The sequence below is a fragment of the Thiobacillus sp. SCN 63-57 genome, from assembly GCF_001725555.1.
GTDB lineage: Bacteria > Pseudomonadota > Gammaproteobacteria > Burkholderiales > Thiobacillaceae > Thiobacillus.
Genome location: NZ_MEGP01000025.1, coordinates 16864 through 42214 on the forward strand (window position 1 = coordinate 16864; position 25351 = coordinate 42214).

Annotated in this window: 25 protein-coding genes and 1 pseudogene; 19 read left to right on the forward strand and 7 right to left on the reverse strand. The window is 64.4% G+C overall.

Going from position 1 to position 25351, the window contains the following annotated elements:
- The first annotated feature begins 121 nt into the window (after positions 1-121).
- The 4 genes from ftsZ to ABT23_RS11055 all read left to right on the forward strand — a co-directional run bounded on the left by ftsZ (position 122) and on the right by ABT23_RS11055 (position 3952).
- The gene (gene ftsZ / locus ABT23_RS11040; RefSeq protein WP_296634991.1) at positions 122-1270 is read left to right on the forward strand and encodes a cell division protein FtsZ; all 1149 of its coding nucleotides are present in this window, start codon (positions 122-124) and stop codon (positions 1268-1270) included.
- 276 nt (positions 1271-1546) lie between these two features.
- The gene (gene lpxC / locus ABT23_RS11045) at positions 1547-2461 is read left to right on the forward strand and encodes a UDP-3-O-acyl-N-acetylglucosamine deacetylase (protein ID WP_296634993.1); all 915 of its coding nucleotides are present in this window, start codon (positions 1547-1549) and stop codon (positions 2459-2461) included.
- Complete coding sequence (locus ABT23_RS11050) at positions 2461-2643, forward strand: hypothetical protein (RefSeq protein WP_296634996.1); 183 nt, start codon at positions 2461-2463, stop codon at positions 2641-2643. Before lpxC ends, ABT23_RS11050 begins: the two co-directional genes overlap by 1 nt.
- Positions 2644-2917: 274 nt before the next feature.
- The gene (locus tag ABT23_RS11055) at positions 2918-3952 is read left to right on the forward strand and encodes an OmpA family protein (RefSeq protein WP_296635000.1); all 1035 of its coding nucleotides are present in this window, start codon (positions 2918-2920) and stop codon (positions 3950-3952) included.
- A 158-nt stretch (positions 3953-4110) separates the two neighbouring features.
- Here the strand turns inward: ABT23_RS11055 and ABT23_RS11060 are convergent, their stop codons facing one another.
- Positions 4111-5613 (reverse strand): sensor domain-containing diguanylate cyclase, encoded by a 1503-nt coding sequence (locus tag ABT23_RS11060; protein WP_296635003.1) that lies wholly within the window; start codon positions 5611-5613, stop codon positions 4111-4113.
- A gap of 122 nt (positions 5614-5735) precedes the next feature.
- Entirely contained in the window at positions 5736-6167 is a 432-nt protein-coding gene (locus tag ABT23_RS11065) for a DciA family protein (protein WP_296635006.1), read from the reverse strand.
- 89 nt (positions 6168-6256) lie between these two features.
- Here ABT23_RS11065 and secA point away from each other — a divergent pair, with 89 nt between their 5' ends.
- The 9 genes from secA to ABT23_RS11110 all read left to right on the forward strand — a co-directional run bounded on the left by secA (position 6257) and on the right by ABT23_RS11110 (position 14224).
- Positions 6257-8962, forward strand: a complete 2706-nt coding sequence (gene secA, locus ABT23_RS11070) for a preprotein translocase subunit SecA (RefSeq protein ID WP_296635009.1) — start codon at positions 6257-6259, stop codon at positions 8960-8962.
- 9 nt (positions 8963-8971) lie between these two features.
- A complete protein-coding gene (locus tag ABT23_RS11075) occupies positions 8972-9199 on the forward strand; it encodes a hypothetical protein (RefSeq protein ID WP_296635012.1) in 228 nt (75 codons plus the stop codon).
- A 73-nt stretch (positions 9200-9272) separates the two neighbouring features.
- On the forward strand, positions 9273-9719 hold the full coding sequence (locus tag ABT23_RS11080) for a hypothetical protein (protein WP_296635015.1): 447 nt from the start codon (positions 9273-9275) through the stop codon (positions 9717-9719).
- Positions 9720-9788: 69 nt separating this feature from the next.
- Positions 9789-10160, forward strand: coding sequence for a hypothetical protein (locus tag ABT23_RS11085; RefSeq protein WP_296635017.1), 372 nt, complete (start codon positions 9789-9791; stop codon positions 10158-10160).
- A 66-nt stretch (positions 10161-10226) separates the two neighbouring features.
- Entirely contained in the window at positions 10227-10529 is a 303-nt protein-coding gene (locus ABT23_RS11090; RefSeq protein ID WP_296635021.1) for a hypothetical protein, read from the forward strand.
- 10 nt (positions 10530-10539) lie between these two features.
- On the forward strand, positions 10540-11952 hold the full coding sequence (locus ABT23_RS11095; protein ID WP_296635023.1) for a TolC family protein: 1413 nt from the start codon (positions 10540-10542) through the stop codon (positions 11950-11952).
- An 11-nt stretch (positions 11953-11963) separates the two neighbouring features.
- A complete protein-coding gene (locus ABT23_RS11100) occupies positions 11964-13349 on the forward strand; it encodes a copper oxidase (protein ID WP_296635027.1) in 1386 nt (461 codons plus the stop codon).
- 35 nt (positions 13350-13384) lie between these two features.
- The gene (locus tag ABT23_RS11105; RefSeq protein WP_296635029.1) at positions 13385-13696 is read left to right on the forward strand and encodes a copper-binding protein; all 312 of its coding nucleotides are present in this window, start codon (positions 13385-13387) and stop codon (positions 13694-13696) included.
- Between the two features lie 156 nt (positions 13697-13852).
- Positions 13853-14224 (forward strand): hypothetical protein, encoded by a 372-nt coding sequence (locus ABT23_RS11110; RefSeq protein WP_296635033.1) that lies wholly within the window; start codon positions 13853-13855, stop codon positions 14222-14224.
- 17 nt (positions 14225-14241) lie between these two features.
- Here the strand turns inward: ABT23_RS11110 and ABT23_RS11115 are convergent, their stop codons facing one another.
- From ABT23_RS11115 to ABT23_RS11135, 5 genes are read right to left on the reverse strand one after another with little or no spacing between them, the layout of a single operon-like run.
- Positions 14242-15612 (reverse strand): ATP-binding protein, encoded by a 1371-nt coding sequence (locus tag ABT23_RS11115; protein ID WP_296635036.1) that lies wholly within the window; start codon positions 15610-15612, stop codon positions 14242-14244.
- The gene (locus ABT23_RS11120; RefSeq protein WP_296635039.1) at positions 15609-16280 is read right to left on the reverse strand and encodes a response regulator transcription factor; all 672 of its coding nucleotides are present in this window, start codon (positions 16278-16280) and stop codon (positions 15609-15611) included. The genes ABT23_RS11115 and ABT23_RS11120 overlap by 4 nt, the downstream gene beginning before the upstream one ends.
- 20 nt (positions 16281-16300) lie before the next feature.
- Complete coding sequence (locus tag ABT23_RS11125) at positions 16301-16831, reverse strand: diheme cytochrome c (protein ID WP_296635040.1); 531 nt, start codon at positions 16829-16831, stop codon at positions 16301-16303.
- Positions 16832-16841: 10 nt separating this feature from the next.
- Entirely contained in the window at positions 16842-17252 is a 411-nt protein-coding gene (locus tag ABT23_RS11130) for a DUF1924 domain-containing protein (protein WP_296635043.1), read from the reverse strand.
- Positions 17245-17868 (reverse strand): cytochrome b/b6 domain-containing protein, encoded by a 624-nt coding sequence (locus ABT23_RS11135; RefSeq protein WP_296635047.1) that lies wholly within the window; start codon positions 17866-17868, stop codon positions 17245-17247. Before ABT23_RS11135 ends, ABT23_RS11130 begins: the two co-directional genes overlap by 8 nt.
- Before the next feature lie 225 nt (positions 17869-18093).
- Between ABT23_RS11135 and ABT23_RS11140 the strand changes: the two genes are divergently transcribed.
- The 6 genes and pseudogenes from ABT23_RS11140 to ABT23_RS14810 all read left to right on the forward strand — a co-directional run.
- Positions 18094-19428, forward strand: coding sequence for a ferric reductase-like transmembrane domain-containing protein (locus ABT23_RS11140; protein WP_296635051.1), 1335 nt, complete (start codon positions 18094-18096; stop codon positions 19426-19428).
- Positions 19429-19616: 188 nt separating this feature from the next.
- On the forward strand, positions 19617-19979 hold the full coding sequence (locus ABT23_RS11145) for a hypothetical protein (RefSeq protein ID WP_296635054.1): 363 nt from the start codon (positions 19617-19619) through the stop codon (positions 19977-19979).
- A 62-nt stretch (positions 19980-20041) separates the two neighbouring features.
- The gene (locus ABT23_RS11150; RefSeq protein WP_296635057.1) at positions 20042-21115 is read left to right on the forward strand and encodes an efflux RND transporter periplasmic adaptor subunit; all 1074 of its coding nucleotides are present in this window, start codon (positions 20042-20044) and stop codon (positions 21113-21115) included.
- A 3-nt stretch (positions 21116-21118) separates the two neighbouring features.
- Positions 21119-24190 (forward strand): CusA/CzcA family heavy metal efflux RND transporter, encoded by a 3072-nt coding sequence (locus ABT23_RS11155; RefSeq protein ID WP_296635060.1) that lies wholly within the window; start codon positions 21119-21121, stop codon positions 24188-24190.
- On the forward strand, positions 24187-24984 hold the full coding sequence (locus ABT23_RS11160) for a TolC family protein (protein ID WP_296635063.1): 798 nt from the start codon (positions 24187-24189) through the stop codon (positions 24982-24984). The genes ABT23_RS11155 and ABT23_RS11160 overlap by 4 nt, the downstream gene beginning before the upstream one ends.
- Positions 24881-25297: pseudogene (locus ABT23_RS14810) on the forward strand (TolC family protein); the annotation flags it as partial. The gene ABT23_RS11160 and the pseudogene ABT23_RS14810, both read left to right, overlap by 104 nt.
- Positions 25298-25351 lie beyond the last annotated feature (54 nt).

Here is a 25351-nt window from a genome sequence, read left to right on the forward strand (position 1 = left end):
GCCGTGCGAACGACGTTGAAACGGTATTTGGCGGTGGTGTCGGGTGTATCGGTACATCGAGGCAAACACGCCAAAGGATTTTCGAGTGTGGTTTTTGATTGGGCAAAAAGGAGGAAGCAATATGTTTGAACTGATGGATGTAGACACCCAGGACGCAGTGATCAAGGTCATCGGCGTGGGCGGTTGTGGCGGCAATGCGGTCGATCACATGATCAGCTCCGGATTGAATGGCGTGGAATTCATCGCCATCAACACCGACGCGCAGGCGCTGAAGCGCAACCAGGCCAAGCTGCAACTGCAGTTGGGCAACGGCGTGACCAAGGGCCTGGGCGCCGGCGCCAACCCCGATGTCGGCCGCGAAGCCGCGCTGGAAGACCGCGAGCGCATTGCCGAATTGATCGACGGCGCCGACATGCTGTTCATCACCGCCGGCATGGGTGGCGGTACGGGCACCGGTGCGGCGCCGGTGGTGGCCGAGGTCGCCAAGGAACTCGGCATCCTCACGGTGGCTGTCGTCACCAAGCCCTTCATGTTCGAAGGCAAGCGCGTGCGCGCCGCCAACGCTGGCATCGAGGCGCTGTCGCGCCACGTCGATTCGCTGATCATCATTCCCAACGAGAAATTGATGCAGGTGCTGGGCGACGACGTCTCCATGCTCGACGCCTTCAAGGCCGCCAACAACGTGCTGCATGGCGCCGTCGGTGGCATCGCCGAAGTCATCAACTGCCCCGGCCTGGTCAACGTCGACTTCGCCGACGTGCGCACCGTGATGAGCGAGATGGGCATGGCCATGATGGGTTCGGCACAGGCCAGCGGCGAAAACCGTGCGCGCATCGCCGCCGAACAGGCCGTCGCCAGCCCGCTGCTGGAAGACGTCAACCTCGCCGGCGCGCGCGGCGTGCTGGTCAACATCACCGCTTCCTCCACCGTCAAGATGAAGGAAATCCACGAGGTGATGAACACCATCAAGGGCTTCACCGCGGAAGAGGCCACGGTCATCGTCGGCCAGGTGCTCGACGACACCATGGAAGACGCTCTGCGCGTCACCATGGTCGCCACCGGCCTGGGCAATCCCGTTGCCCGTCAGAACCAGAAGCCGATGCAGATCATCCGCACCGGCACCGACGATGCGCCGATGATGGTGAACGGCAACAGCGAGGAGCTGCCCAGCGTGATGACCAGTCGCCGCAGCCGGACCATCCAGGCGATGACCGATTCCGGCATCGACACCCTGGACATCCCGGCCTTCCTGCGTCGCCAAGCTGACTGAGCGTGGTTGTAGCCGCATACGATTCCGCATGGGCTTTAGCCCATAGCGGATCGGAGTCCTTTAGGGCTTTAGCGGCTTTACAACCACGGCCTGCCCCTTGCGGGTAGAGCGGGGTTGTTGCCGCCTACGATTCCACGATGGGCTTTTCCGCCCATCGTGGATCGGAGTCCTTTGTGTGGGGAATCCCCTGCCGGGTGAACTCGTCCGCATGAAGCCGGGTCCTATTCCCGTTCCATGTGTAGGGTTGCCCGTCGCGCGACCGGTTAAAATGACGGAATGATCAAGCAACGTACTCTTAAAACGCCCGTCAAGGCGACCGGCGTCGGCCTGCATTCCGGCGTCAAGGTCGAGATGACCCTGCGCCCTGCCGGGCCCAATACCGGCATCGTGTTCAGGCGCATGGATCTCGATCCGCCGGTCGACCTCAAGGCCGACCCCTATCTCGTCACCGACACCCGGCTGTGCTCGATGCTCGAGTCCGGTCCGGCCAAGGTGTCGACCGTCGAGCATCTGATGTCGGCGCTCGCCGGCCTGGGGATCGACAACCTGTTGGTCGACCTGACCGGCCCGGAGATTCCCATCATGGACGGCTCCTCGGCGCCGTTCGTGTTCCTGCTGCAGTCCGCCGGCATCGTCGAGCAGGATGCGGCGAAGCTGTATGTGCGCATCACGCAGCCGATCGAGGTGAAGGACGGCGACAAATGGGCGCGTTTCGTTCCGCACAACGGCTTCAAGGTCGAATTCACCATCGACTTCAAGCACCCCGTGTTCGACAAGAGCGGCAAGACCGTCAGCATCGATTTCGCCGACACGGCCTACACGAAGGAAGTCGCGCGCGCCCGTACCTTCGGCTTCATGCACGAGGTCGAGGCCTTGCGCAACAGCGGACTGGCGCTGGGCGGCTCGCTCGACAACGCCATTGTCATGGATGAATACCGCGTGCTGAACCAGGATGGCCTGCGTTATGACGACGAGTTCGTCAAACACAAGGTGCTCGACGCCATTGGCGATCTCTATCTGCTGGGTCATCCGGTCATCGGCGCCTTCGAGGCCTACAAATCCGGCCATGCGCTCAACAATGCGCTGCTGCGCGAGTTGCTGCAGCACCGGGAGTCCTGGGAATTCGTCAGCTTCGCGCATGAAGAGGAGGTGCCGGCCGCCTTCCTGCGCCTGCATCCGCTCACGGCCTGATGATCGTCATCCGGCTGCTGATCGTCGCCCTGCTCATTGCGATGGCTGCGCTCGGGTTGGCCTGGCTGTTTACCGGCAATCGGAAATATCTCGGGTATATGGGCCGCGTGCTGCGTTTCGCGATCGTGTTCGGCTTTGTTGCCGCCTTGTTGTTTGTGGTGGAACGCGTGGTGCTGAGATAAGCAACGATGTGGAAAAGCCACAGCCAAGACATGGAATTGGTGCTATAAAACGACGAAGCGTGCGGACCATATCGAGTGCTAAGCAAGGCGCATTCCGCGACGGCGCTTGCGATAATCAGGGTGGAATGGCGTATCTACAAGGTCGCCGAGGCTATCCTTACCCAACCCTGGAGGAGTAACATGGCGCCAGACCGCTCTCGTGTTGGTGGGGGGCGCCAGCTTATTGTTGAAGGTCCGCCCATTTTGAATCCCACAGATCCCAAGGAGTAACTCTATGCGTATCAAAACCCTGTCAGTCCTCATCGCCCTTGCCGGCACGGCCCTGCAGGCGCACGCGGCGGACGACCGTCTCTACGTCGCGCCGACCGTGAACTACACCTTCTCCGACAACGATCGCCAGGCCGACGACGGCTGGGGTGGCGGCCTGGCACTCGGCAAGCCCATCACCGAACACCTGAACATGGAGTTGTCGCTGACGGGCAGTTCGCTTGATTACAAGACCGGCAGCGGCAAATACGACCTGTGGGGTCTGGGGGTCGACGCGCTGTATCTCTTCAACCGCAATGCCGACTTTACGCCCTACGGCGTAGTGGGCCTGGGCGCCTTGTATACCGACATCCCGGGCAAGCATGACACTGGCCTGATGGGCAATATCGGCCTCGGCATCATGAAGCGCCTGACCGACAACATTTCCCTGCGCGCCGACGCGCGCTACCGCATGGATGGCAACTCCACCAAGGCGTTCGGGGCGAATGATTTCGGCGACGCGATCATCAGCGTCGGCCTGAATTTTGCCCTGGGCCAGAAAGCCCAGCCCATGCCCAAGCCGGAACCTGCACCCGCTCCCGTTGCTGAGCCCGCACCCGCCCCTATGCCTGCCCCCGCCCCTGCGCCTGTCGTGCAGCCGGAGCCGGCCGCAGCGGCGCTCACGACTCCGCAGGCGCAGCAGCTCGATCAAGCCAAGTCGGGCGATGTGGTGGTGATCCTGGAAGGCGTGAATTTCGAGTTTGACTCCGCCCGCCTGCGCCCGGATGCCATCACCATCCTCGACGAGGCCGTGACCGTGCTGAACCGTCGCAAGGACATCAGCGTGGACGTGGTCGGCCACACCGACAGCACCGGTACCAAGCAGTACAACCAGGGCCTGTCCGAGCGCCGTGCCAAGTCGGTGTACGACTATTTCGTCAACAAAGGCATCGCCGCCGATCGGTTGACCACCAAGGGTTATGGCGAGACCAAACCCGCCTACAGCAATGCCACCCGCGAAGGCCGTGCCAAGAACCGCCGCGTGGAACTGGTCGTCAAGTAAGCGCGCATCCTCGCTGTAACGGAAGGGCCGCATCTACGGATGCGGCCTTTTTGTTTTCACGGGCGAGAGGAAACAGGCGCGGCCCAAGGAAGGGACTTGCCAGGCGGCTGCAAGCGACCGTCTCGAATCCGTGTCCGGGTGGGTAATCCATGATGGCCCTAGACGCGCGGCGCCAAGCAGACACGGTTGCGGCCGCCATGCTTCGCCGCATAGAGGCCGGCGTCCGCGCGGCCGATGGCCTGTTCGTAGGACTCCGCGCCGTCATACTCGCTGACGCCGATGCTGACTGTGACCGAGACCGGGTGTGCGTCGACGGCGAACTGCGCCTGCTCGATTTTCAGGCGCAACTGTTCGGCGACATGCTGTCCTTGTTCGAGGGTGCTGCCCTTGAGTACGACGAGAAACTCTTCTCCGCCCCAACGGATGGCAATATCCGATGCCCGCAGCCCTTTCTGAAGCGAGACCGCGACCTGGCTCAGGATGCGATCGCCGCCGATGTGCCCGAACCGGTCGTTGATCGATTTGAAGTGATCGATGTCGATCAGCAGGATGGAAATCGGGCGCGGGTCGCGCCGGTATTCGGCAAAGGTCTTGTCGATCAGGATGCTGAAGGCCTGGCGGTTGAGCAGGCCGGTGAGCTTGTCGGTGGCGGCCATGTCCTCGATGCGTTGCTGGTACCGTGCGAGCGCGATATGGGTCAGGAACAGCACCAGCAGCGTAATGCCCAGACATACCGCGAGATTGACGTAAAGGGTCTGACGGATGTCGGCCAGCGCGGCATCCACGCCTTTTTCCACGAACAGATACCACTTGAGTTCGGGAATGTAGTTCACATTGAGCAGATGGAGGCCGTGACTGTCCCTGAACTGATAGGAACCGGATTTTTCACGCAGGACGCGGTCGACGATGTCGCGCAGGCCCGGCGTCGCGCGCAGGTCGGTTTCCTGGCGTCCGGACTGGTTACCGAACAGGACGGTCTTGCCGTGCGCATCCACGAAATAGATGGTGCGCTGGAAACGCTGCTGGTAATTCGAGATGAGGTGGCGCACGGCATCCACGGTGAGCCCGACGCCGGTAGCGCCGAGAAAGCGGCCGTCGAAGTCGAAGACGCGATAATTGACGAAGATGGTCAGTGCATCCCGGTTGGCGAGATCGGGATCGACATTGATCTCGTAGGGTTCCGACATGGCACGCACCCGGTAGTACCAGACGTCGCGGGATGCCTTCGGCGACACCTGCTTCAGGATGCCCTCCCCAGTGTAGTAGTTGGCGCTGCGCTCGGACACGAAGAAGCTGCTGAATGCGCCGTAGCGCGTTTTGATCTCCTGCAGATAACGGACCATGTCCCCGACGTCCCGCTCTCCGCCCACAACCCAGTCGCGCAGGAAGGTGTCGTGCGCCATGGTCGACGAGATGAGCACGGGCCGCACCAGGTCCTTCTGGATTTCCGAATAGATATTGCTCGATGTGAGCGGCAGTTCCTGGGCGACGATGGCATTCAGGATCGCCTGTTTCGACACGTAGTAGCTGCTGAGCGTGGTGGCGAAGAAGCCGGCTGCCAACAGGATGCTCAGCCACAGGAGCAGGCGCTGGCGCTTGAAAATACGGTGTGCTGAGTACATATACGAGAGAAACAGGGCGCGCGCGATTTTAGCAAACACCCATGCCGAGCATGGGGTCAATGCGGGCAGTATGACATCGGCGGGGCGGTTTTCGGCGAGCGTGCAATATTTAGTTCAACGTGCAATAGAACGAGCACGGCTGGCGGGCCAAACCAGCTTGATCAGGTTTTCCGGTGGTGGCGCAACAGCTTGTCCAGGGCGTCCTTCAGCGGACCGTCCTCGATCTCCGCATTGAGATGCGCCAAGCCTTCCAGTGCGGCGGGCGGCAAGCCGGTTTTTTCGACGGGATGGACATAGCGCGCGAGCAACTCGGGGTTGACGCTGACGCGTACCGCCGTCGCCACGATTCCGTGCTTGCCGAGGCTGGCGATCAGCGCGTCGGTCTGGTGGCGCAGGCGGCTGGCGACGGCCCCGCTGTCACAGGCGAGGCTCAATACCTCGTTATCCAGCTGCATGACGCGAACGTGCCCGGCCAGCGCAGCGGGCAGGGAACGATCGAGCGCGGCCTGGGTCTTCAGCAGGGTCCGGGCGCGTATGGCCAGGCCGTTCGGCAGTTGGCTGGCGAGCAGGTCGGCCAGGCTCGATGCACTCATGGGCGTGACACGCCGGCGTCACGGGATGCCGGCCCCGCTATGTTAAGATTCAACGGTTTACCGCGTCCTGCGGGCATTTCGGATTCCTCATGCTGCAATCCCTATTCAAGAAAGTCTTCGGCAGCCGCAACGACCGGCTGGTCAAACAATACCTGCAAAAGGTGAAAGCGATCAATGCGCTGGAGCCGGCGATGGAGAAATTATCCGACGCCGAACTGGCAGGCAAGACGGCTGAGTTCAAGTCGCGGCTCGAAAACGGCGAGACGCTCGACAAGCTGCTGCCGGAAGCTTTTGCCGTGGTGCGCGAATCCTCCCGCCGGGTGCTTGGCATGCGCCATTTCGACGTGCAGATGGTGGGCGGTATGGTGTTGCACGACGGCAAGATCGCCGAGATGCGCACCGGCGAAGGCAAGACGCTGATGGCGACCTTGCCGGCCTACCTGAACGCGCTGGCGGGCAAGGGTGTGCACGTGGTGACGGTGAACGATTACCTGGCCAGCCGGGATGCGGAGTCGATGGGCCGGCTGTACGGCTTTCTCGGTCTGACCACCGGCGTCAACATGTCGCAAATGCCGCACGACGAAAAACAGGCCGCGTATGCCGCCGACATCACCTACGGCACCAACAACGAATACGGCTTCGACTACCTGCGCGACAACATGGTCTACCAGATGAGCGAGAAGGTGCAGCGTCCGCTGGCCTTTGGCATCATCGACGAGGTCGACTCGATCCTGATCGACGAGGCGCGCACGCCGCTGATCATATCGGGACAATCGGAAGAGAACACCGCGCTGTACCAGCAGGTCAACCTCGTGCCGCCGCGCCTGACCCGCCAGAAGGACGAGGAATCCGAGGGCGACTACTCGGTCGACGAGAAGTCGCGTCAGGTCCTGTTGTCCGAAACCGGACACGAAAAAGTCGAGGAAATCCTCACCGAGATGGGACTGTTGCTGCCCGGTGGCAGTCTCTACGACGCCTCCAACATCATGCTGATGCACCATGTGTACGCCGCGTTGCGCGCGCACGCGCTGTATTTCCGCGACCAGCACTACGTGGTGCAGAACGGTGAAGTCATCATCGTCGACGAGTTCACCGGTCGCCTGATGAGCGGCCGCCGCTGGTCGGAAGGCCTGCACCAGGCGGTGGAAGCCAAGGAAGGCGTGGCGATCCAGAAGGAAAACCAGACCCTGGCGTCGATCACCTTCCAGAACTACTTCCGCATGTACCAGAAGCTGTCGGGCATGACCGGCACGGCGGACACCGAAGCCTTCGAATTCCAGAGCATCTACGGCCTGGAAACCGTGGTCATACCGACCCACCGCCCGATGATCCGCAAGGACGAGCACGACCAGGTCTACCGGACAGCCAAGGAACGCGACCAGGCGGTGATCAACGATATCCGCGCGCGCAATGCCGGCGGCCAGCCGGTCCTGGTCGGCACCACGTCGATCGAGGCCAACGAACATTTGTCCGCCGAACTGACCCGGGCCGGACTGCAGCATAACGTGCTGAACGCCAAGCAGCACGCCCGCGAAGCGGAAGTGATCGCGCAGGCCGGGATGCCGGGCGGCATCACCATCGCCACCAACATGGCGGGCCGCGGCACCGACATCGTGCTGGGCGGCAGCATCCAGAAAGAGATCGACGCGATCCGCACCGACGAGGCGCTGTCCGACGCGGAGAAGGACGCGCGCATCGCCGCACTGAAGACCGATTGGCAGCCGCGTCACGACGCCGTGGTGGCGGCTGGCGGCCTGCATATCATTGGTACCGAGCGCCACGAGTCGCGCCGCGTCGACAACCAGCTGCGTGGCCGTTCGGGACGCCAGGGCGACCCTGGCTCCAGCCGCTTTTTCCTGTCGCTGGAAGATCCGCTGCTGCGCATCTTCGCGTCCGACCGCGTCGCCGCGATCATGAATCGGCTGAAGATGCCCGAGGGCGAGGCCATCGAGCATCCCTGGGTGACGCGTGCGATCGAGAACGCGCAGCGCAAGGTCGAACAGCGCAACTTCGACATCCGCAAGCAGCTGCTCGAATACGACGACGTCTCCAACGACCAGCGCAAGGTGATTTACGAGCAGCGCAACGAACTGCTGGCGAGCGCCGACATCGGTGACACCGTCCGCGCCATGCGCGACGACGTGCTGGACCAGACCGTCAGCCTGCACATTGCGCCGGGCAGCATGGACGAGCAATGGGACGTGGCGGGCCTTGAAAAGTCGCTGGCGGCACAGTTCTCGCTGGACCTGCCGCTGCAGCAATGGCTGGACGAGGACAAGACCCTGAACGAAGAGGGGCTGCGCAAGAAGATCCTCGAAGCCGCCGACGCGATCTATCGGGAGAAGGAAGCCCTGGTCGGCGGCGACGGCCTGCGCCAATTCGAGCGTGCGGTGATGCTGCAAAGCATGGATACCCACTGGCGCGAGCACCTGTCGGCGCTGGATCATCTGCGCCAGGGCATCCACCTGCGCGGCTATGCACAGAAGCAGCCGAAGCAGGAATACAAGCGCGAGGCGTTCGAACTGTTCTCCGCCATGCTGACCGCGATCAAGACCGAGGTCACCCAGATCACCACCACCGTGCAGATCCGTGCGCCCGAGGACGTGCAGGCGGTCGAGCCGCACGAGCCGTCGAACGTGCAGTTCCAGCACACCGAGTACGACGAGGGCCAGGACTTTGCCGAGGTCGACCAGGCTGCGGCCGCGGGCGAAGGCTATCCCAAGGTCGGCCGCAACGATCCCTGTCCGTGCGGCTCGGGCAAGAAGTACAAGCAGTGCCACGGCCGACTGAACTGAGGACCCGCCATGCCTTACTATGTTTTCCGTCTGGGAATGTTCAAAGTGCTGGAAAAGCAGGGCGAATGGGCGAGCTTCAAGGAAGCCAAGGCCCACACCAACGAACTGCGCAAGACGCTCGATCCCAAGACCGGCGACAAGTACAAGATGATCTTCGCCGAGAACGAGATTGCCGCCCAGGAAACGCTGACGGCGGAGCGTGAACTGGATCAGCGCTTGTCGGGCGACGACTGGTAACGTTGTTCACGCACTGCGCGTCCCTGTCGCCCGGGACGGCATGGCGGGTTCTGATCACTCTGATTAAGCAGTCATGGCTGAATACAACGAAGACGCTTATCGACTGGCTAGAAAAGCCTACATCGAATACAGCTGCCCATTCGAACGGGCCCTGTTGTCGCGCTGCGTGAGCTGCGATCGCTCGCGCAAGCTGAGTCTTGCCGAGCGTGAGGCGATCGCCTGCAGTGATCCCGTGGTACGCGAGCATTGCCTGGCGTTTTACCAGGACCTGCACGAGAACGCGCAATTCGCGCTCCGGATCAACCCTGATGCGCCCTGGCCGTTTGGCAAGGAGATCCGCGCCCAATGCGGCGGCGTGCGCGGGCTGTCGGCTGCCCTGGATGGCCCGACCGACGAGGCGACCGACATTGCCGCCAGCGTGCTGCAGGGGCGAGCACGTTTCGGCGACATTGCCGATTTCCCCTATTCCGAGATCATGCGTGCCGTGGTGCACTACGAGCCGCGCAAGCGTCGCCCATGAGCGGAGCGGGAACCCGGCTCGCCGCGCCCGGTCACTTGTCAGCTTTCGCTTTTTGATTACACTTTCCGCGTGCGCGCCCGACTCCGTCGATTCCTGCTGATGCTGTTGCTGCTGACCCTGCCGGTGCAGGCGTTTGCCTATTCCGCCATGCGGGTCTGCATCCTGTCGGACCAGGCCGCGATGGAACAGATGACGGCGATGCCCGATGACGCCATGGCCATGGCAGACTGCCACGCGCCCGACCAGCCACATCATCCGTCTGACCAGCACGAATGCAAGTTCTGCGCTGCCTGCGCGCTGGCCACGGCCCTGCCGATCGGGTTCGCCGATGGCGTCCCGGTCGTCCCGATCGCACACCGCTATGCTCCGCAGCCGGCTGCATCGTTCAGCGGCTTCATTCCCGACAGTCCCGACCGTCCCCCCCGAACCGCCCTCGCCTGAATCCCGCGCACGAGCGCGGTTCCGTTTTGCGCGCGGCGATCCTGCCGCGAAATTGCGAGGACGATCATGTTGAAACTTTACTTACGCCATGCGGCGCCGTGGGCGCGCGCATCTTTCCTGGGCCTGACGGCGGCTTCTGCGTGGCTGGTAGCGTTGCCTGCCGCACAGGCTGCCGGAGTCCCGCCTTCTCCGCCAGCTGTATCCAATCCTTTCGCGCACTATCGGGCCTGGCGCGAGGACGCATTGCAGGACTGGCGCCAGGCCAACGACCGGGTGGGTGAAATCGGCGGCTGGCGTACCTACCTGCGCGAGTCGCAGCAAACCGGCGAGGTCCCGGATCAGACCGGGCAGGCACATCATGCGCACTGAGCGGAAGGCCATGCATCCGACTTTTCCTGCACCGCGTACGCTGACCCTCGCCGTGTTGTCTGCCATCCTGCTGGGCGGCTGCGCGAGCTTTTCCACCGACGGCGGCTTCGAAACGGTCCGGTCCGCCACCCAGTCGCGCATCCAGAAGGATGTCGTCTGGTCACGCGATGAAGCCAGTCGTGCGCAGATCCAGGCGCGCATCAATGCGCTGCTGGCGCAACCGCTCTCCGCAGATGACGCGGTGCAGATTGCGCTGCTCAACAATCCCGGCCTGCAGGCGGCCTTCAACACGCTCGGCATCGCCGAGGCCGACTGGATCGCGGCGCAGCGCCTGCCGAACCCGGGCGTTTCCATCGGCCGTCTCACGCGGGGCAGCGAGGTGGAATCGGAACGCAGCCTGCATCTCAACCTGATGCGGCTGCTGACCATGCCGATACGCATCGACATCGAGCAGCGGCTGTTCGAGCAGACCCGGCGCGAACTGATTCTGAACGTACTGCGGCTGGCGGCGGACACCCGCAAGGCCTGGGTCGTCGCGGTGGCGGCGAAGCAATCCGCGCATTACCAGCAGCAGACGATGGATGCTGCCGAGGCCGGCGCGGAACTGGCGCGCCGCATGGCGCAGGTCGGCAACTGGAGCAAGCTGAAGCAGGCACGCGAGCAGTCGTTCTATGCGGACGCCGCACTGGCGGTGGCACGTGCCGAGCAGACGAAGCTGCAGGCGCGTGAACGCCTGGTCCGGCTGCTGGGCCTGCCCCATGGCGATGCGCTGCAATTGCCCGAACGTTTGCCGGATCTGCCTGCAACCCTGCCCGCGCTGCCGGATGTCGAACAGCAGGCCATGGATTCGCGCCTCGATCTGCAGGCCACCCGGCTGCAAACCGAGGCGCTGGCCAGGAACCTGGGACTCACACGCCGCACGCGCTTCGTCAACGTGCTGGAGCTGGGCGCCATCAGCAACAGTTCGAACGAAGCGCCCTTGCAGCGTGGTTACGAAATCAGCTTCGAACTGCCGCTGTTCGATTGGGGGCAGACCCGGGTGGTACAGGCTGAATCGCGCTACCGCCAGGCGCTCGAGCGCGCACGCGAGACCGCAGTCAACGCGCGTTCCGAGGTGCGCGAGGCCTATGCCATGCAGCAGAGCCAGTATGCCATTGCGCGCCACCTGCGCGACGAGGTGGTGCCACTGAAGCAGCGCATCTCCGAGGAAAACCAGTATCGCTACAACGGCATGCTGATCGGCGTGTTCGAGCTGCTGGCCGACGCGCGTTCGCAGATCGCGTCGGTCAACGCCGCCATCGAGGCGCAGCGCGATTTCTGGCTCGCCGACGCCGACATGCGGATGGCACTGGCCGGCACGCCGGGCAAAACCCCGGTCACCTCTCTCCCGTCCGCGTCTGTCGATGCGGCGGGCGGACACTGAAAGGATTTTCCATGACCTCAAGACGTGATTTCTTCAAACTCGGCAGCGCAGCCGCCGTCGCCACGGTGAGTCCAGCTGCCTTGGCGGCGCTTCCTGAAATTGTCAGCATGGACAGGCCCGATACCCAGCCGCCGCTGATTCCATCCAGCGGTCGTCCCTACAATCCGGTGGTGACGTTGAACGGCTGGACGCTGCCGTGGCGCATGAAGGATGGCGTGAAGGAATTCCATCTCGTCGCCGAGCCGGTGGTACGCGAAATCGCCCCCGGCATGAAGGCGCACTTGTGGGGCTACAACGGCCAGAGCCCTGGGCCCACTATCGAAGTAGTGGAAGGCGACCGGGTGCGGCTCTATGTCACCAATCGTTTGCCCGAACACACGACCATCCACTGGCACGGCCAGCGCCTGCCCAACGGCATGGATGGCGTCGGCGGATTGACCCAGCCGCACATCAAGCCGGGCAAAACCTTCGTCTACGAATTCGTCGCGCGTCGCCCCGGCACCTTCATGTACCACCCGCATGCCGACGAGATGACGCAGATGGCGATGGGCATGATGGGTTTCTGGGTGACGCATCCGAAGGACAGGCATCCGACGATCGAGCCGGTCGACCGCGATTTCTGCTTCCTCATCAACGCCTACGACATCGATCCCGGTAGCGCCACGCCCTCGGTCAACACCATGCTCGATTTCAATCTGTGGACCTGGAACAGCCGGGCGTTTCCCGGCATCGACAGCCTCAACGTGCGGCTGGGCGACCGTGTGCGCATCCGCATGGGCAACCTCACCATGACCAATCATCCGATGCACCTGCACGGCGTGGAGTTCGAGGTGACCGGCACCGACGGCGGCCCGGTGCCGAAGTCCGCGCGCTGGCCGGAGGTGACCACCGACATCGCGGTCGGCCAGATGCGCCAGATCGAATTCGTCGCTGACGAGGAGGGCGACTGGGCGTTCCACTGCCACAAGAGCCACCACACCATGAATGCGATGGGCCATGCGGTGCCGACGATGATCGGCGTCGACTACAGCGGCTTGGCGGGCAAGATCGGCAAGCTCATTCCCGACTACATGGCGATGGGTGAGCGCGGCATGGCCGACATGGCTGAAATGGAGATGCCGCTACCCGACAATACCTTGCCGATGATGACTGGCAAGGGGCCATTCGGTCCGGTCGAGATGGGCGGCATGTTCAGCGTGATGAAGGTGCGGCGCGGGCAGAAGCGCGGCGATTATTCCGACCCCGGCTGGTACAAGCAGCCGCCCGGCACGCAGGCACGCGAGCTTGCCGGCGCGATGGCCGAACCGATGCGCGCGCCCTCCACTGCCTCGCCCCAGGGTAGCCCGGGCGATGTCGAGGTCACCGTACGCAAACCCGTCGGCCACGCCGGCCATTGAATGCCGTTTTTATATTGTTACGTAGGAGCTGAAAAATGAAGACATGGATTCCCTTGCTGGCCGCGCTGGCGATCGCCGCACCGCTGCATGCCGAACCTGTGGCCGCGCCGGTTGCCCAGGCCAATGTGATGACTGATGGCGTCGTGCGCCGGGTGGATGTAGCCAACGGCAAGCTCACCCTGCGGCACGGGCCGATCGTCAACCTCGACATGCCCGCCATGACCATGGTGTTCCGGGTGCAGCCGCCGGAACTGATGAAGGGACTCAAAGTGGGCGACGCGGTGAAATTTCATGCCGAGAGCATCGACGACACCCTGACCGTCACCGCGATCCAGCCTGCGCAATAACGGACAAGGCATGGATCCGGCGAATCGCCGGATCCATGCAGGCACGAAGTGTCCCGCATTAGGACAAGTGGGTCTTTTGTACTAGATTGGAAATGGATGATGTCGAGCACGCGCAACATCGAGTACAGGGACATTTTTTTAGCGAAGGAGACAGAGATGAAACGCATAACACGCCTATCCATAGCCGCCCTTGCCCTTTCCTTGGGGATGGCGGGTGTCATGCCGGTGTATGCCGCCGATCAGGCGCGCGATCAGGATCGTACCCAGGTGCGTGATCAGGATCGTATTTACGGGTCCGAACTGATGACGCGGCAGGAACGGGCCGAATACCGCAATCGCATGCGCACGCTGAAAACCCAGCAGGAGCGCGAAGCCTTCCGCCTGGAACATCACAAGCAGATGCAGGAACGTGCCCAGGCCCAGGGCAAGACCCTGCCCGACATGCCGCCTGCCGGTATGGGGCCCGGCTCGGGGATGGGGCCGGGTATGGGACCGGGCTCCGGCATGGGACCGGGGTCCCGCCGCTAGCGGGTTGCCCCGTGCGGTCAGATGGGAGCGGCGGCTGCGCTGAAGCGCAGTGTGGCTGCGAATCCGTGGCCGCCATCCGCGCGCGGCAATCCATCTCCCAGTTCAAGCTGGGCGTGTGAGAGCGCCGCAATGCGCGCGACGATGGAAAGACCAAGGCCGCATCCTTCGGTCTCGACCTCGCCGCGCACGAAGCGGGCGCTGAGTTGCGACCGCAACACGGGGGCGACGCCCGGGCCATCGTCGGCAACGGTGATCGCACAGCCCGTTTCGCGATGCGCGATGCGCACGTCGATCCGCGCACCTTCCCCTGCATAGTGCACGGCATTGTCGAGCAGGTTGCGGACCGCGACTTGGAGCCACGCCGACGTGATGGCGATACGGCATCCCGCTGCCGCATCGACCGTCAGGGTTTGCCCCTGGCGTTGCGCGTGCGGCAAAAGCTCTTCGCACACTGCGGCGACGATGTCTGCGGGATCCAGCGGTGCGGGCGGATTGCCCTGCGTAGCTGGATCGACGCGCGCCAGCGTCAGCAATTGCTCGACCAGATGCGTCATCCGGTCCACGCCGGCGATCACCTGTGCCAGCGCGTGCTGCTGGCTGTCTGCCGTTTGCGCGCGTAGCGCGACCTGCGTCTGCACTTTCAAGGCCGCCAGCGGCGTGCGCAATTCGTGCGCGGCATCCGCGGTGAAGCGGCGCTCGTTTTCGAAGGCTTCGTTGACGCGCCGGATCAGCGCATTGAGCGCGGTGCGCAGCGGCGCAATTTCCTCGGGCAGGGCGGGCGATTCGTCGAGTGGCGTCAGGGCCTGCGCATCGAGCGCGCCCACTTGGTGCGCCACCGTATCCACCGGTCGCAAGTTGCGGCCGATACCCCACCAGACCGCCAGCGCCATTAGCGGCAGCGCCAGCGCGGCGGGAATCAGCAGCGACAGGCCGATCTCGCGCGCCAGGCCTTCGCGTGCCGCATGGGCCTGGCCGACGACGACCCGATATTCCGCGTCGGGATCCTGTACCGCATAGAACCGCCAGCGTGCGCCTTCGTACTGGCGTTCGCTGAATCCCGGCCCGATCCCGGATTCAAATCCGGCGTGACCCATGGACGTGGCCAGACGCAGCATCCGTCCGTCATCGTCGTGCCACACCTCGAATGCGATGGGCACCGGATTGTGGTGGCTGTGATCCTGGAGTTCCTTCGCAAAATGCTCGACTTCGCCGGCCGCCACGATCGCCAGCAAGGTGTCGGCGACTTGCGTCAGCTGGCCGTCGAGCAATTCGTCCGCTTCATGGTGCGCGCGCTGATACACCACCAGCGCGGACAGCAGCCAGATCGTTGCTACCGAACCGGTCAGCAACCACACCAGCCGCCGGCGCAGGGAATACGGCCGGCTCATGACGCGGGGGCGCCCGTCGACACCATGTAGCCGACGCCACGCACCGTGCGGATCAGGTCGTTGCCGAGCTTCTTCCGCAAATGGTGGATGTGGACCTCGAGCGCGTTGCTGTCGACGGCGTCGTTCCAGGTGTAGAGCTGCTCTTCCAGCGTGCGCCGCGTCAGCACGCGGTCGGTGTTTTCCAGCAGCAGGTGCAACAGATCGAATTCACGCGGGGTCAGTTCGACAGCCTGGCCGGCGCGTGTCACGCTGCGCGCCGCCGGGTTGAGTTCGATCTCGCCGACGGCGAGCACAGGCTCCGGGCGGCCATGGGCGCGCCGTACCAACGCGCGCAGGCGGGCGGTGATCTCGTCGAGATCGAACGGTTTCAGCACATAGTCGTCGGCGCCGAGATCGAGTCCGCGTACCTTGTCCTCCAGCTGGTCGCGCGCGGTCAGGATCAGCACCGGCGTGGCGTCATGGCGCCCGCGCAGCCATTGCAGCACCGACAGGCCGTCGCGTTTCGGCAGCCCCAGGTCGAGCACCACGGCCGCAAACGATTCGGTGGACAGAGCCGTTACCGCCGCCTCGCCATCGCGCAGCCAGTCGACGGCATAGCCCGCCTGAGTCAGTCCCGCCTGCAGGCCGTCGCCCAGGAGGCGGTCATCTTCCACCAACAATATGCGCATCGTTCCGGTTCATCCTTGGGTCATTGTTTCGGAATCCTGACCGTGTCCTCGTCGAACACGCCCTGTTCCGCCTGGCGGTGGCAGGCAGCACAATTGGCGGCGGAGCCGATCGATTTGCGCGACCACACCGGCTTCGACACCTCGTCATGCTTGCGCACGAACCAGCGGGTTTCGGTGACGCGCAACGGCGCTTGGTTGGCCCCCATGCTTTGCATCACCCGACTGCCCATCCGGCTGGTGCCGCTGTCGGCGGCGTTGGCCTCCAGGAATCGCAGGATATCAGCCTGGGTTGCCGGATCAAGGCTGGCGTTTTCTCCGAAGTGCTGATCGAGCCCACCCATCAGACGGCGCCACGATGCTTTCGGCAGGAAAGCCGGCGAATAGGCGATATGGCAACTTGCGCATTCCTGTTGCCAGGCCTTGTTGGTCGTCCGCGGCAGGACATTGCCGCCGCCATCGCCGTGCGCATCGCCGGATGGCAGCGAAAACGCCAACAGGCTGGCCACGCCGACTGCCGTGACGACTCCGATTCCGCGCAATAGATAGTTCATGGTGTGCTCCTTATCGGGCCTGGCTCAGCCAGGCGATGAAATCGCCTTTTTCCTGCGCGCTACATTCGCGTTGCAGAACGTCCTGGCAGTTGCGCCGGAACCATTTCTCGACCTTGGTGGCATCGGTGAAGCGCTGCGGATTGGCCACCGGCGCCAGCGGCTCGATGCGCTTGCCGACGCGGCTGCGTCCGGCCTGGGCGGGGTTGGCAGTATGGCAACCGGCGCAGCTCACGGCCTGGCCATCGCGGCCCGGGTGCTCAGTGCGATACAAGGCAGCACCGCGCGAGGCGGACAGGCCGGACACCGGCACGCCCGCCTGCTGCGCATACTGCGCCATCAGGCTGGCAGGGCTGTCGGCCGCCGCCACGGCGGAGGCCATGCCGAGTACCGCCAGGCCACCGTAGAGAAGGTGCTTAATCATGCTGCACCTCGTTTCCCGCGCCGAGGTATTGCTTGCCGGTCACCATGCTTTGCGCCACCCGTTCGCCGCGCCATTGGTGAAACACCAGCGCAGCCAGATGCAGACCGATGAAGCCGAGCATCAGGCCGAACCCGAATTCGTGCGGCTCGCCCAGCACGTCTTCCAGCCACGGCATATTGCCCAGCCAGCCGGCGAGCGGACCGGTCTGGAACTCGCTGGCGGCCAGCCCCAGTCCGGTGACGACCATCAGCGCCATCACGCCGTAGGCAAACAGATAGGCCAGGCTGGCGATCGGATCGTGGCCTGCGCGATGCTTCGCGGGCAGGCGCAGTTTCCCGAGGCTGTCTTTCCACACGGCGGGATGCCACAGGTCGCGCCAGCGTGCGCTGAGCGGGCCAGCCAAACTCCACAGCAGCCGTGTCAACAGGCCGGCCGTCAGGGTGTAGCCGATGAGAATGTGCAGATTCCAGAGCGTCTTTTCATACGGCCCGTGTTCGAACCAGTCGGCCAGTTGGCTGGTGACGATGAGCGATACGATGGACAGTGCTATGACCCAGTGCAGCAGGCGCAGCAAGGGGTCGAACACGCGGTGCGGATGGGTGGCGGCATGTGACATGGCAGTCTCCTGAGAGGGGAATGCAGCAGACTGTATGCGCCCCAGCTTAGGGGCACCTTAAGAGAAACGTTTATTCGGCAATCCGGGCCGCCGCATGGGTTCACTTTCTCCAAACACGCGCGTAAAGGCTATTCTGACAGTGGGCGAAAAACACATGCATGTCCCCATGCGTGCTTTGAGTCATCGCGCGGAGCCATTTGCAATCAACCGGATCGAGATTGGGGCATGAAGAACATCAAGCTGGTTTTTTGGGCGCTACTGCTGGCGCTGACGGCTCTGTGGCTGCTGGCCGACACGTGGGTGCCCGACCCCTTCACCTATTTCTCGCTTCGCACCGTACTGATGCAATACACCGGCGTCATTGGCATGGGCGCCATGAGTGTCGCCATGCTGCTGGCCACGCGGCCGAAATGGCTGGAGCCCCCTCTGGACGGGCTCGACAAGATGTATCGCCTGCATAAATGGCTGGGGATCACCGGGCTGGTGTTTTCCTGCATTCACTGGTGGTGGGCGCAGGGAACCAAGTGGATGGTGGGCTGGGGATGGCTCAGCAGGCCTGCACGCAAGTCGGCTGCCGGCCAGATGCTGGGGCCGGCCGAGAGCTGGCTGCGCGGCCAGCGTGGGTTGGCTGAATCGCTGGGCGAGTGGGCGTTTTATGCCGCGGTGGTGCTGATCGTCCTGGCGCTGGTCAGGCGTTTTCCCTACCACCTGTTCACCAAGACGCACAGATGGCTGGCGGTGGTTTATCTGATACTGGTTTATCACTCCGTCGTGCTGCTCAAGTTTGCCTACTGGTCGCAGCCAGTCGGGTGGGTCATGGCCCTGTTGATGCTGGGCGGCACCGTGGCGGCGTTGCTCGTCCTGTTGCGCCGCGTCGGGGTCGGCCGCAGAGTGCAGGGCACGATCGAATCGCTCATCTACTACCCGGAATTGCGCGTACTCGAAACGGCCATCCGCCTGGGAAGCGGCTGGCCTGGCCACAATGCCGGACAGTTTGCCTTCGTCACGTCCAGAAAAAGCGAAGGCGCCCATCCGTACACGATTGCATCGGCCTGGGATGCCGACGATCGCCGCATCGTCTTCATCACCAAGGCGCTGGGCGACCATACCAGCAAGCTGCACGATCGCTTGAAGGTCGGTGCGCCCGTCACGGTGGAAGGGCCTTATGGCTGTTTCGATTTCCGCGACGGGCACTCGCGCCAGATCTGGATCGGCGCCGGCATCGGCATCACCCCCTTCATCGCCCGCATGAAGCAGCTGGCGCGCACGCCCGGCAAACAGGAGATCGACCTGTTCCATCCGACGGCGGATTTCGAACAGGCCGCCATCGACAAGCTCACGGCCGATGCCCAGGCCGCCCATGTACGCCTGCATGTGCTGGTTAGCGGGAAGGACGGACGACTCGATGCCGACCGCATTCGCGCAGCCGTGCCGCAATGGCAGTCGGCAGGCATCTGGTTCTGTGGCCCGCCGGGATTTGGCCAGGCCATACGGAACGATTTCGTCGCCCATGGCCTGGTGCCGGATGACTTTCACCAGGAGATGTTTCAGATGCGCTGAAGGCCTTCGTCCGGAATGGGACGACCGCCTTGCCAGGCGCGACGGACAGCCACTTAAGGCGGTCTTAAGAATTCACCGGCAGGATGCGCATCGAGCCGGGTAAATGTGCCGGTGCCGACGCCTGCCCCTATAACTTTTTGCGACGCATTCCACTTCGACCCGTGCCGAACCGATTTCTTCGCCTGTTGATGCTCTGGTTCCTTGTCGCCTTGCAGGCGATGACGCCATTCGTCCATGCCCATGCGGGACCGGTGCAAGCGAGCCATGCAGGCTGGCTGCATGGGCATGCGGGTGCGCCCGGCGACGTGGCCTATCACCTGGCCGAAAACAGGGAGCAGGGCGCGGAGATCGAAGTGGCGCAGGGCATACGATCGTTGCGGCAGGCCGTGCTGTTTGTGGCGGATGCCGATGCGTCATACCCGGTGCCGGCGCTTCCGCCGTCGGTGGCAACAGCAGCCAGGCTGAGCCCTGTCTGGCTGGGCGCTACCCCCTTGCAGGCCATCCTCCCCGATCACGCCCTGCCGCACGCGCTGGCGCCGCCGCGCCGCTGATCGTCCCACGCGGCGCACCTGCCTGTGCGCCTGCCCGAATTTCTTGCCCATGGAGATCAAGCATGATCGCTGGTTATGTTTCTACCCGTATTCTCGTATTGGCGCTGCTCGGCGCCGCCCCGGCTTTCGCCGCCGACGTCCTGCCCTTGTCTGCCGCGCAGAAGAAGAACCTTGGCATCGTCACCGTCGTTGCGGCCACGCAAGACGCCAGTCCCGCGCTTGCCTATACGGCGCGGGTGACCTTGCCGCCTGCCAGCGTGCGCGTGGCTGCCGCGGCCGGTGCCGGGCTGGTCACCCAGCTGCATGTACAGGCGGGCGACACGGTCAAGCGCGGCGCCCCGCTCGTCACCCTGTCGATGCCCGGCCTGGCCGATGCGCAGAATGCGCTGACGCAGGCGCGGCTGAGATCGCAGTTGGCGGCCAGCAATGCCGCGCGCGATGAGAAGCTGTTCGGCGAAGGCCTGATCGCTGAATCGCGCTTGCGCGCCACACGCTCCGAGGCCCAGTCGGCGCATGCCAGCCTGGTGGCGGCACAGACCGCATTGTCCATGATGGGCGCGGGCAAGGTGACCGGCAGTTCGATCACGCTGACCGCGCCGATCGCCGGCGTGGTGACGGAGAGTGTCGCCGAACCGGGCCAGCGCGTGGATGCCGGCATGGCGCTGGTGAAAGTGGCGGATCTGTCGAATCTGGCCCTGGAGATTCCGTTGTCGACGATCCAGGCGCGCCAGGTGGCGGTTGGACAATCCGTGACGGTGGCGGACAGCAAGGCCAGCGGGCGCGTCATCGCGCTGCTGCCGCAACTCAATGCGTCGCAAAGCGTGCTGGCGCGCGCCAGCCTCGTCGATCCCGACAAGCTGCTGCGTCCCGGCCAGTCGGTTCAGGTTGCGCTGGCCGGAACGTCAGTCCCGCAAGGCAAACAACCGGCCCAGACCCTGATCGTGCCGGCCGCTGCGCTGGTGTGGAAGGCCAGCCAGCCCTATGTGTTCGTCGAAACCGCGCAGGGCTTCGCGCCGACGCCGGTGCAGCTGATTCGCCAGAATGCCAGCCAGGCTGAAGTGACCGGCCTGGTTGCCGGCAGCCGCGTCGCCGCCAAGGGTGTGGCGGCGCTCAAGGCGCAGTGGCTGGGAGAGTAATCCATGATGAATATCCTGATCGAAACCGCGCTCGCGCGACGCTGGTTCGTGCTCGCGTTGGCACTGGTGCTGGCGGGGCTGGGCGTGCGCGCGTTCCAGCAGATTCCCATCGATGCCTTCCCCGATGTTTCGACCACCCAGGTCAAGCTGATCCTGAAGGCGCCGGGCATGACGCCGGAAGAGGTGGAGTCGCGCATCGCACAGCCGGTCGAAACCGAACTGCTGGGCATTCCGCACCAAGCCATTCTGCGCAGCCTGTCGAAGAACGCGCTGGTCGACATTACCGTCGATTTTGCCGAGGGCACCGACATCTACTGGGCACGCCAGCAAGTGGCGGAGCGCTTCGCCAACGTGAAGGGCGACCTGCCCGCCAATGTGTCGGGCGGCCTGGCGCCGATTTCCACGCCGCTGTCGGAACTCTACATGTTCACCCTCGAAGGGCCGTTGTCGCTGGCGGAGAAACGCACCCTGCTCGACTGGACGGTGCGTCCGCAATTGCGGGCGATTTCCGGCGTGGCCGACGTCAACTCGCTCGGCGGCCGCGTCGCGACGTTCGCGGTGAACCCCGACCCGGCTGCGCTGGCCGCGCGCGGCGTCACCTACGACGAATTGCGCACCGCACTGGAGAAAAACACCCGCAACGACGGCGCCGGGCGCGTCAACGAAGGCGAGGAAACCTGGGTGGTGCGCGTCAATGGCGGCATCGGTTCGCTGGACGATTTGCGGCACATCGGCATCAAAACGGTGGGGGGCGTGGTCGTCACCGTCGGCGACGTCGCGCGCGTGGAACTGGGTGAGATGACCCGCTACGGTGCCGTGACGCAAAACGGCCAGGGCGAGGCGGTGGAAGGCCTGGTGATCGGCCTGAAAGGCGTCAATGCGGGCGAGCTCATCAAGAACGTCAAGGCCAAGCTTGCCGAGATCCAGGCCACCCTGCCCAAGGGCGTGACGATCTCGACGTTCTACGACCGTGCGCAACTGGTCGACCGCGCCGTCGGCACGGTGAGCAAGGCGCTGCTCGAAGCGGCAGTGCTGGTGGTCATCCTGCTGCTGCTGTTCCTCGGCAATCTGCGCGCAGCCATTGTGGTGGCGCTGATCCTGCCGCTGTCGGTGCTGGCGACGTTCGTGCTGATGCGCCAGTTCGGGCTGTCGGCCAATCTGATGAGCCTGGGCGGATTGGCCATCGCGATCGGCCTCTTGGTCGACGCGGCGGTGGTGGTGGTGGAAAACATCGTCGCGCACCTGGCGCACGATCCGGAGGACACCAGCGAAACGCCGCTGCAACGCGTGTTGTGGGCGACGCAGGAAGTCGCCAGCCCGGTGACCTCGGGCATCGCCATCATCGCCATCGTGTTCCTGCCGCTGCTGACACTACAGGGGCTGGAGGGCAAGCTGTTCGCGCCGGTCGCGCTGACCATCGTGTTCGCCCTGGCCGCGTCCCTGCTGCTGGCGCTCAGCGTGATCCCGGTACTGGCCTCGTTTCTGTTGAAGCAGGGCGCGCACACCGATCCGTGGCTGCTGCGCCGCGCGCAAGGCCTCTACACGCCGCTGCTCGATCGCGCGCTGGCGCGGCCGAAGCTCGTCTACGCCACCGCAGGCGTGCTGATGCTGGCAGCGGTCGGCGTCTATCCGCTGATCGGCAAGACCTTCATGCCGACCATGGACGAAGGCGACATCCTGGTGCAACTGGAAAAGTTGCCGTCGATCAGCCTGGAAGAATCGGTTGCGCAGGATATGCGGGTGCAAGCAGCGCTGTTGAAGCAGGTGCCGGAAATCAAACGCATTGTGGGTCGCGCCGGCGCCGACGAACTCGGGCTCGACCCGATGAGCCTCAACGACACCGATACCTTCCTGGTGTTGAAACCGCAGGCTGAATGGCGTCGCCCGGACAAGGAATGGTTGACTGACGAAATCCGCAAAATCCTCGACGGCTTCCCCGGCATCGCCTACAACTTCACCCAGCCGATCGACATGCGGGTGTCGGAAATGCTCACCGGCTCGCGCGGGGACGTGGCGATCAAGATTTTCGGCCCGGATCTCGCCACACTCAACCGGCTGGCGGGCGAGATCTTCAACGTGGTCGGAAAAGTCCCCGGCGCGTCCGACGTCTATACCCAGCAGAACGCGGGCGTGCAGTACCTACAGGCGGAAGTCGACCGGAATGCTGCCGCCCGTTTCGGTCTCAGTGCCGACGACATCGCCATGCTGTTGCGCACGCAACTCGAGGGCGAAGTCATCGGCACGATCCAGCAGCAGGGGCGGCGCGTGCCGCTGCAACTGCGGGGCCCCGCCGGTTTGCGCGAATCGCCCGACGCGTTGCAGGCGATTCGCCTGACCCTGGCGGACGGCCGCGAGATCAGCCTCGACCAGGTGGCGCATCTCAAGCGCACTACCGGCCCGGTGGCGGTGAAGCGCGAAAATGCGGCGCGCTTCACCGTGGTGCAGAGCAACGTCGCCGGGCGCGACCTGGTCAGCTTCGTCGAGGACGCGAAAGCCGCCGTCGCCGCGCAGGTCAAGCTGCCGCCCGGCTACAGCATTACCTGGGGCGGCCAGTTCGAGAACCAGCAGCGTGCCGCGAAGCGCCTGATGGTCGTGGTGCCGGTGGCGCTGCTGTTGATCGGCTTCCTGCTCTATGTCACGTTCGGCGATGCGCGCCAGGCGCTGCTGGTGATGATGAACGTGCCGCTGGCGCTGATCGGCGGCATCTTCGCGCTGTGGGCCTCGGGCGAATATCTGTCGGTGCCCGCCTCGGTCGGCTTCATTGCGCTCTTGGGCATCGCGGTGCTGAACGGCGTGGTGCTGGTCAGCCACTTCAACCAGTTGCGCGCGCAGGGACTGCAGGGCGATGCCGTGGTGCGTGACGGCGCGTTGCGGCGCCTGCGTCCGGTGCTGATGACCGCCAGCATCGCCGCGTTCGGCCTGGTGCCGCTGCTGTTCGCGACCGGGCCCGGCTCCGAAATCCAGCGCCCGCTCGCCATCGTCGTCATCGGCGGCCTGATCAGCGCCACCCTGCTGACGCTGGTGATGCTGCCGCTGTTGTACCGCCAATTCATATTGAAAGGAGCGCGCGCATGAAGGCCGTGCACACATTGAGTCTCGCGTTGGCACTGGCGTTCGCCGCGCCGATTTTATCCACGGCGGCCTACGCCGATTATCTGCCCGACCCGGTCGCCGCCGAAGCTGCCTTACGGGCCTCGCCCATGGTGGCGCAGGCGCGCGGCGAATTTGCCGCGCAATCGCTGAGGAGCGAGAGCCTGCGCCGCGGGCGCGAAGAGTGGGTGCTGGGTGCGGATGCCCTGCAACGCCGGATCGATACGCCGCAGGATCGTTTCGCGGAGTGGGGCGTGGCGCTGTCGCGTCCGTTGCGTCTACCCGGGCGCGCCGCGGCCGACCGCGTGCTTGCCGGTGCGCTGACTGCCCATGCCGAAGCGAGTTACGGTGAAGCGATGCACGAAAGCGGCCGGCAACTGCTTGCGTTCTGGTTCGACTGGCTGAACGAAGCCGGCCAGACCAGGCTGTGGCTGGCGCAGGTGAATCTGGCCGAACAGCAGCTCGCCACCGTGGATGCGCGCATTCGCCTGGGCGAGGCGCCGCGTTCGGAGCGCGTCAACGCGGAAGCGGCGCTGGCGCAGGCGCGTCTGCAGCAGCAGCAGGCGGCCACGCGCGAGCAGCGGGCGCGCAGCCGGCTCATGGCGCAAGGCGCCGGTCGAGCCGGCCGGGCCGGCCGAGGACTATGTCAGCACCGTGCTGGCACACAACCACGAACTGTTCCGCGCGCGGCGCCAGGCCGAGGTGTTGCGGGCCGAGGCCCGGCAACTGGCCAGCCGCCGCAGCATCGACCCCACGGTCGGCGTGTTCTACAAGAATGAATTGGGCGGCAGCGAGCACCAGTTGGGCGTAAGCGTCGGGCTGACGTTGCCGGGCAGCGCGCGGCGTACCGACCAGCAGGCCGCCGAGCAGCTCAGCACCACCGCGGAAGAGGCGGCCATCCGTCTGGAGCAACGTTTGCGTCAGGAGGCGCGCGCGGATTTCGAGGCGGCGGCGGCCCAGGTGGCGAACTGGCAGCAGGCCGACCATGCCGCCCAGTCGCTGGCGGAGGCGGCGCGGCTGGCGGCGCGTGCCTACAGCCTGGGCGAAGGCAGTCTGGATCAGGTGCTACTCAACCGCCGGCTGGCGCTGGAAGGCCAGTTGAACGCCCAGCAGGCGCAGTTCGCTGCGTTGGCGGCAGATGCCCGA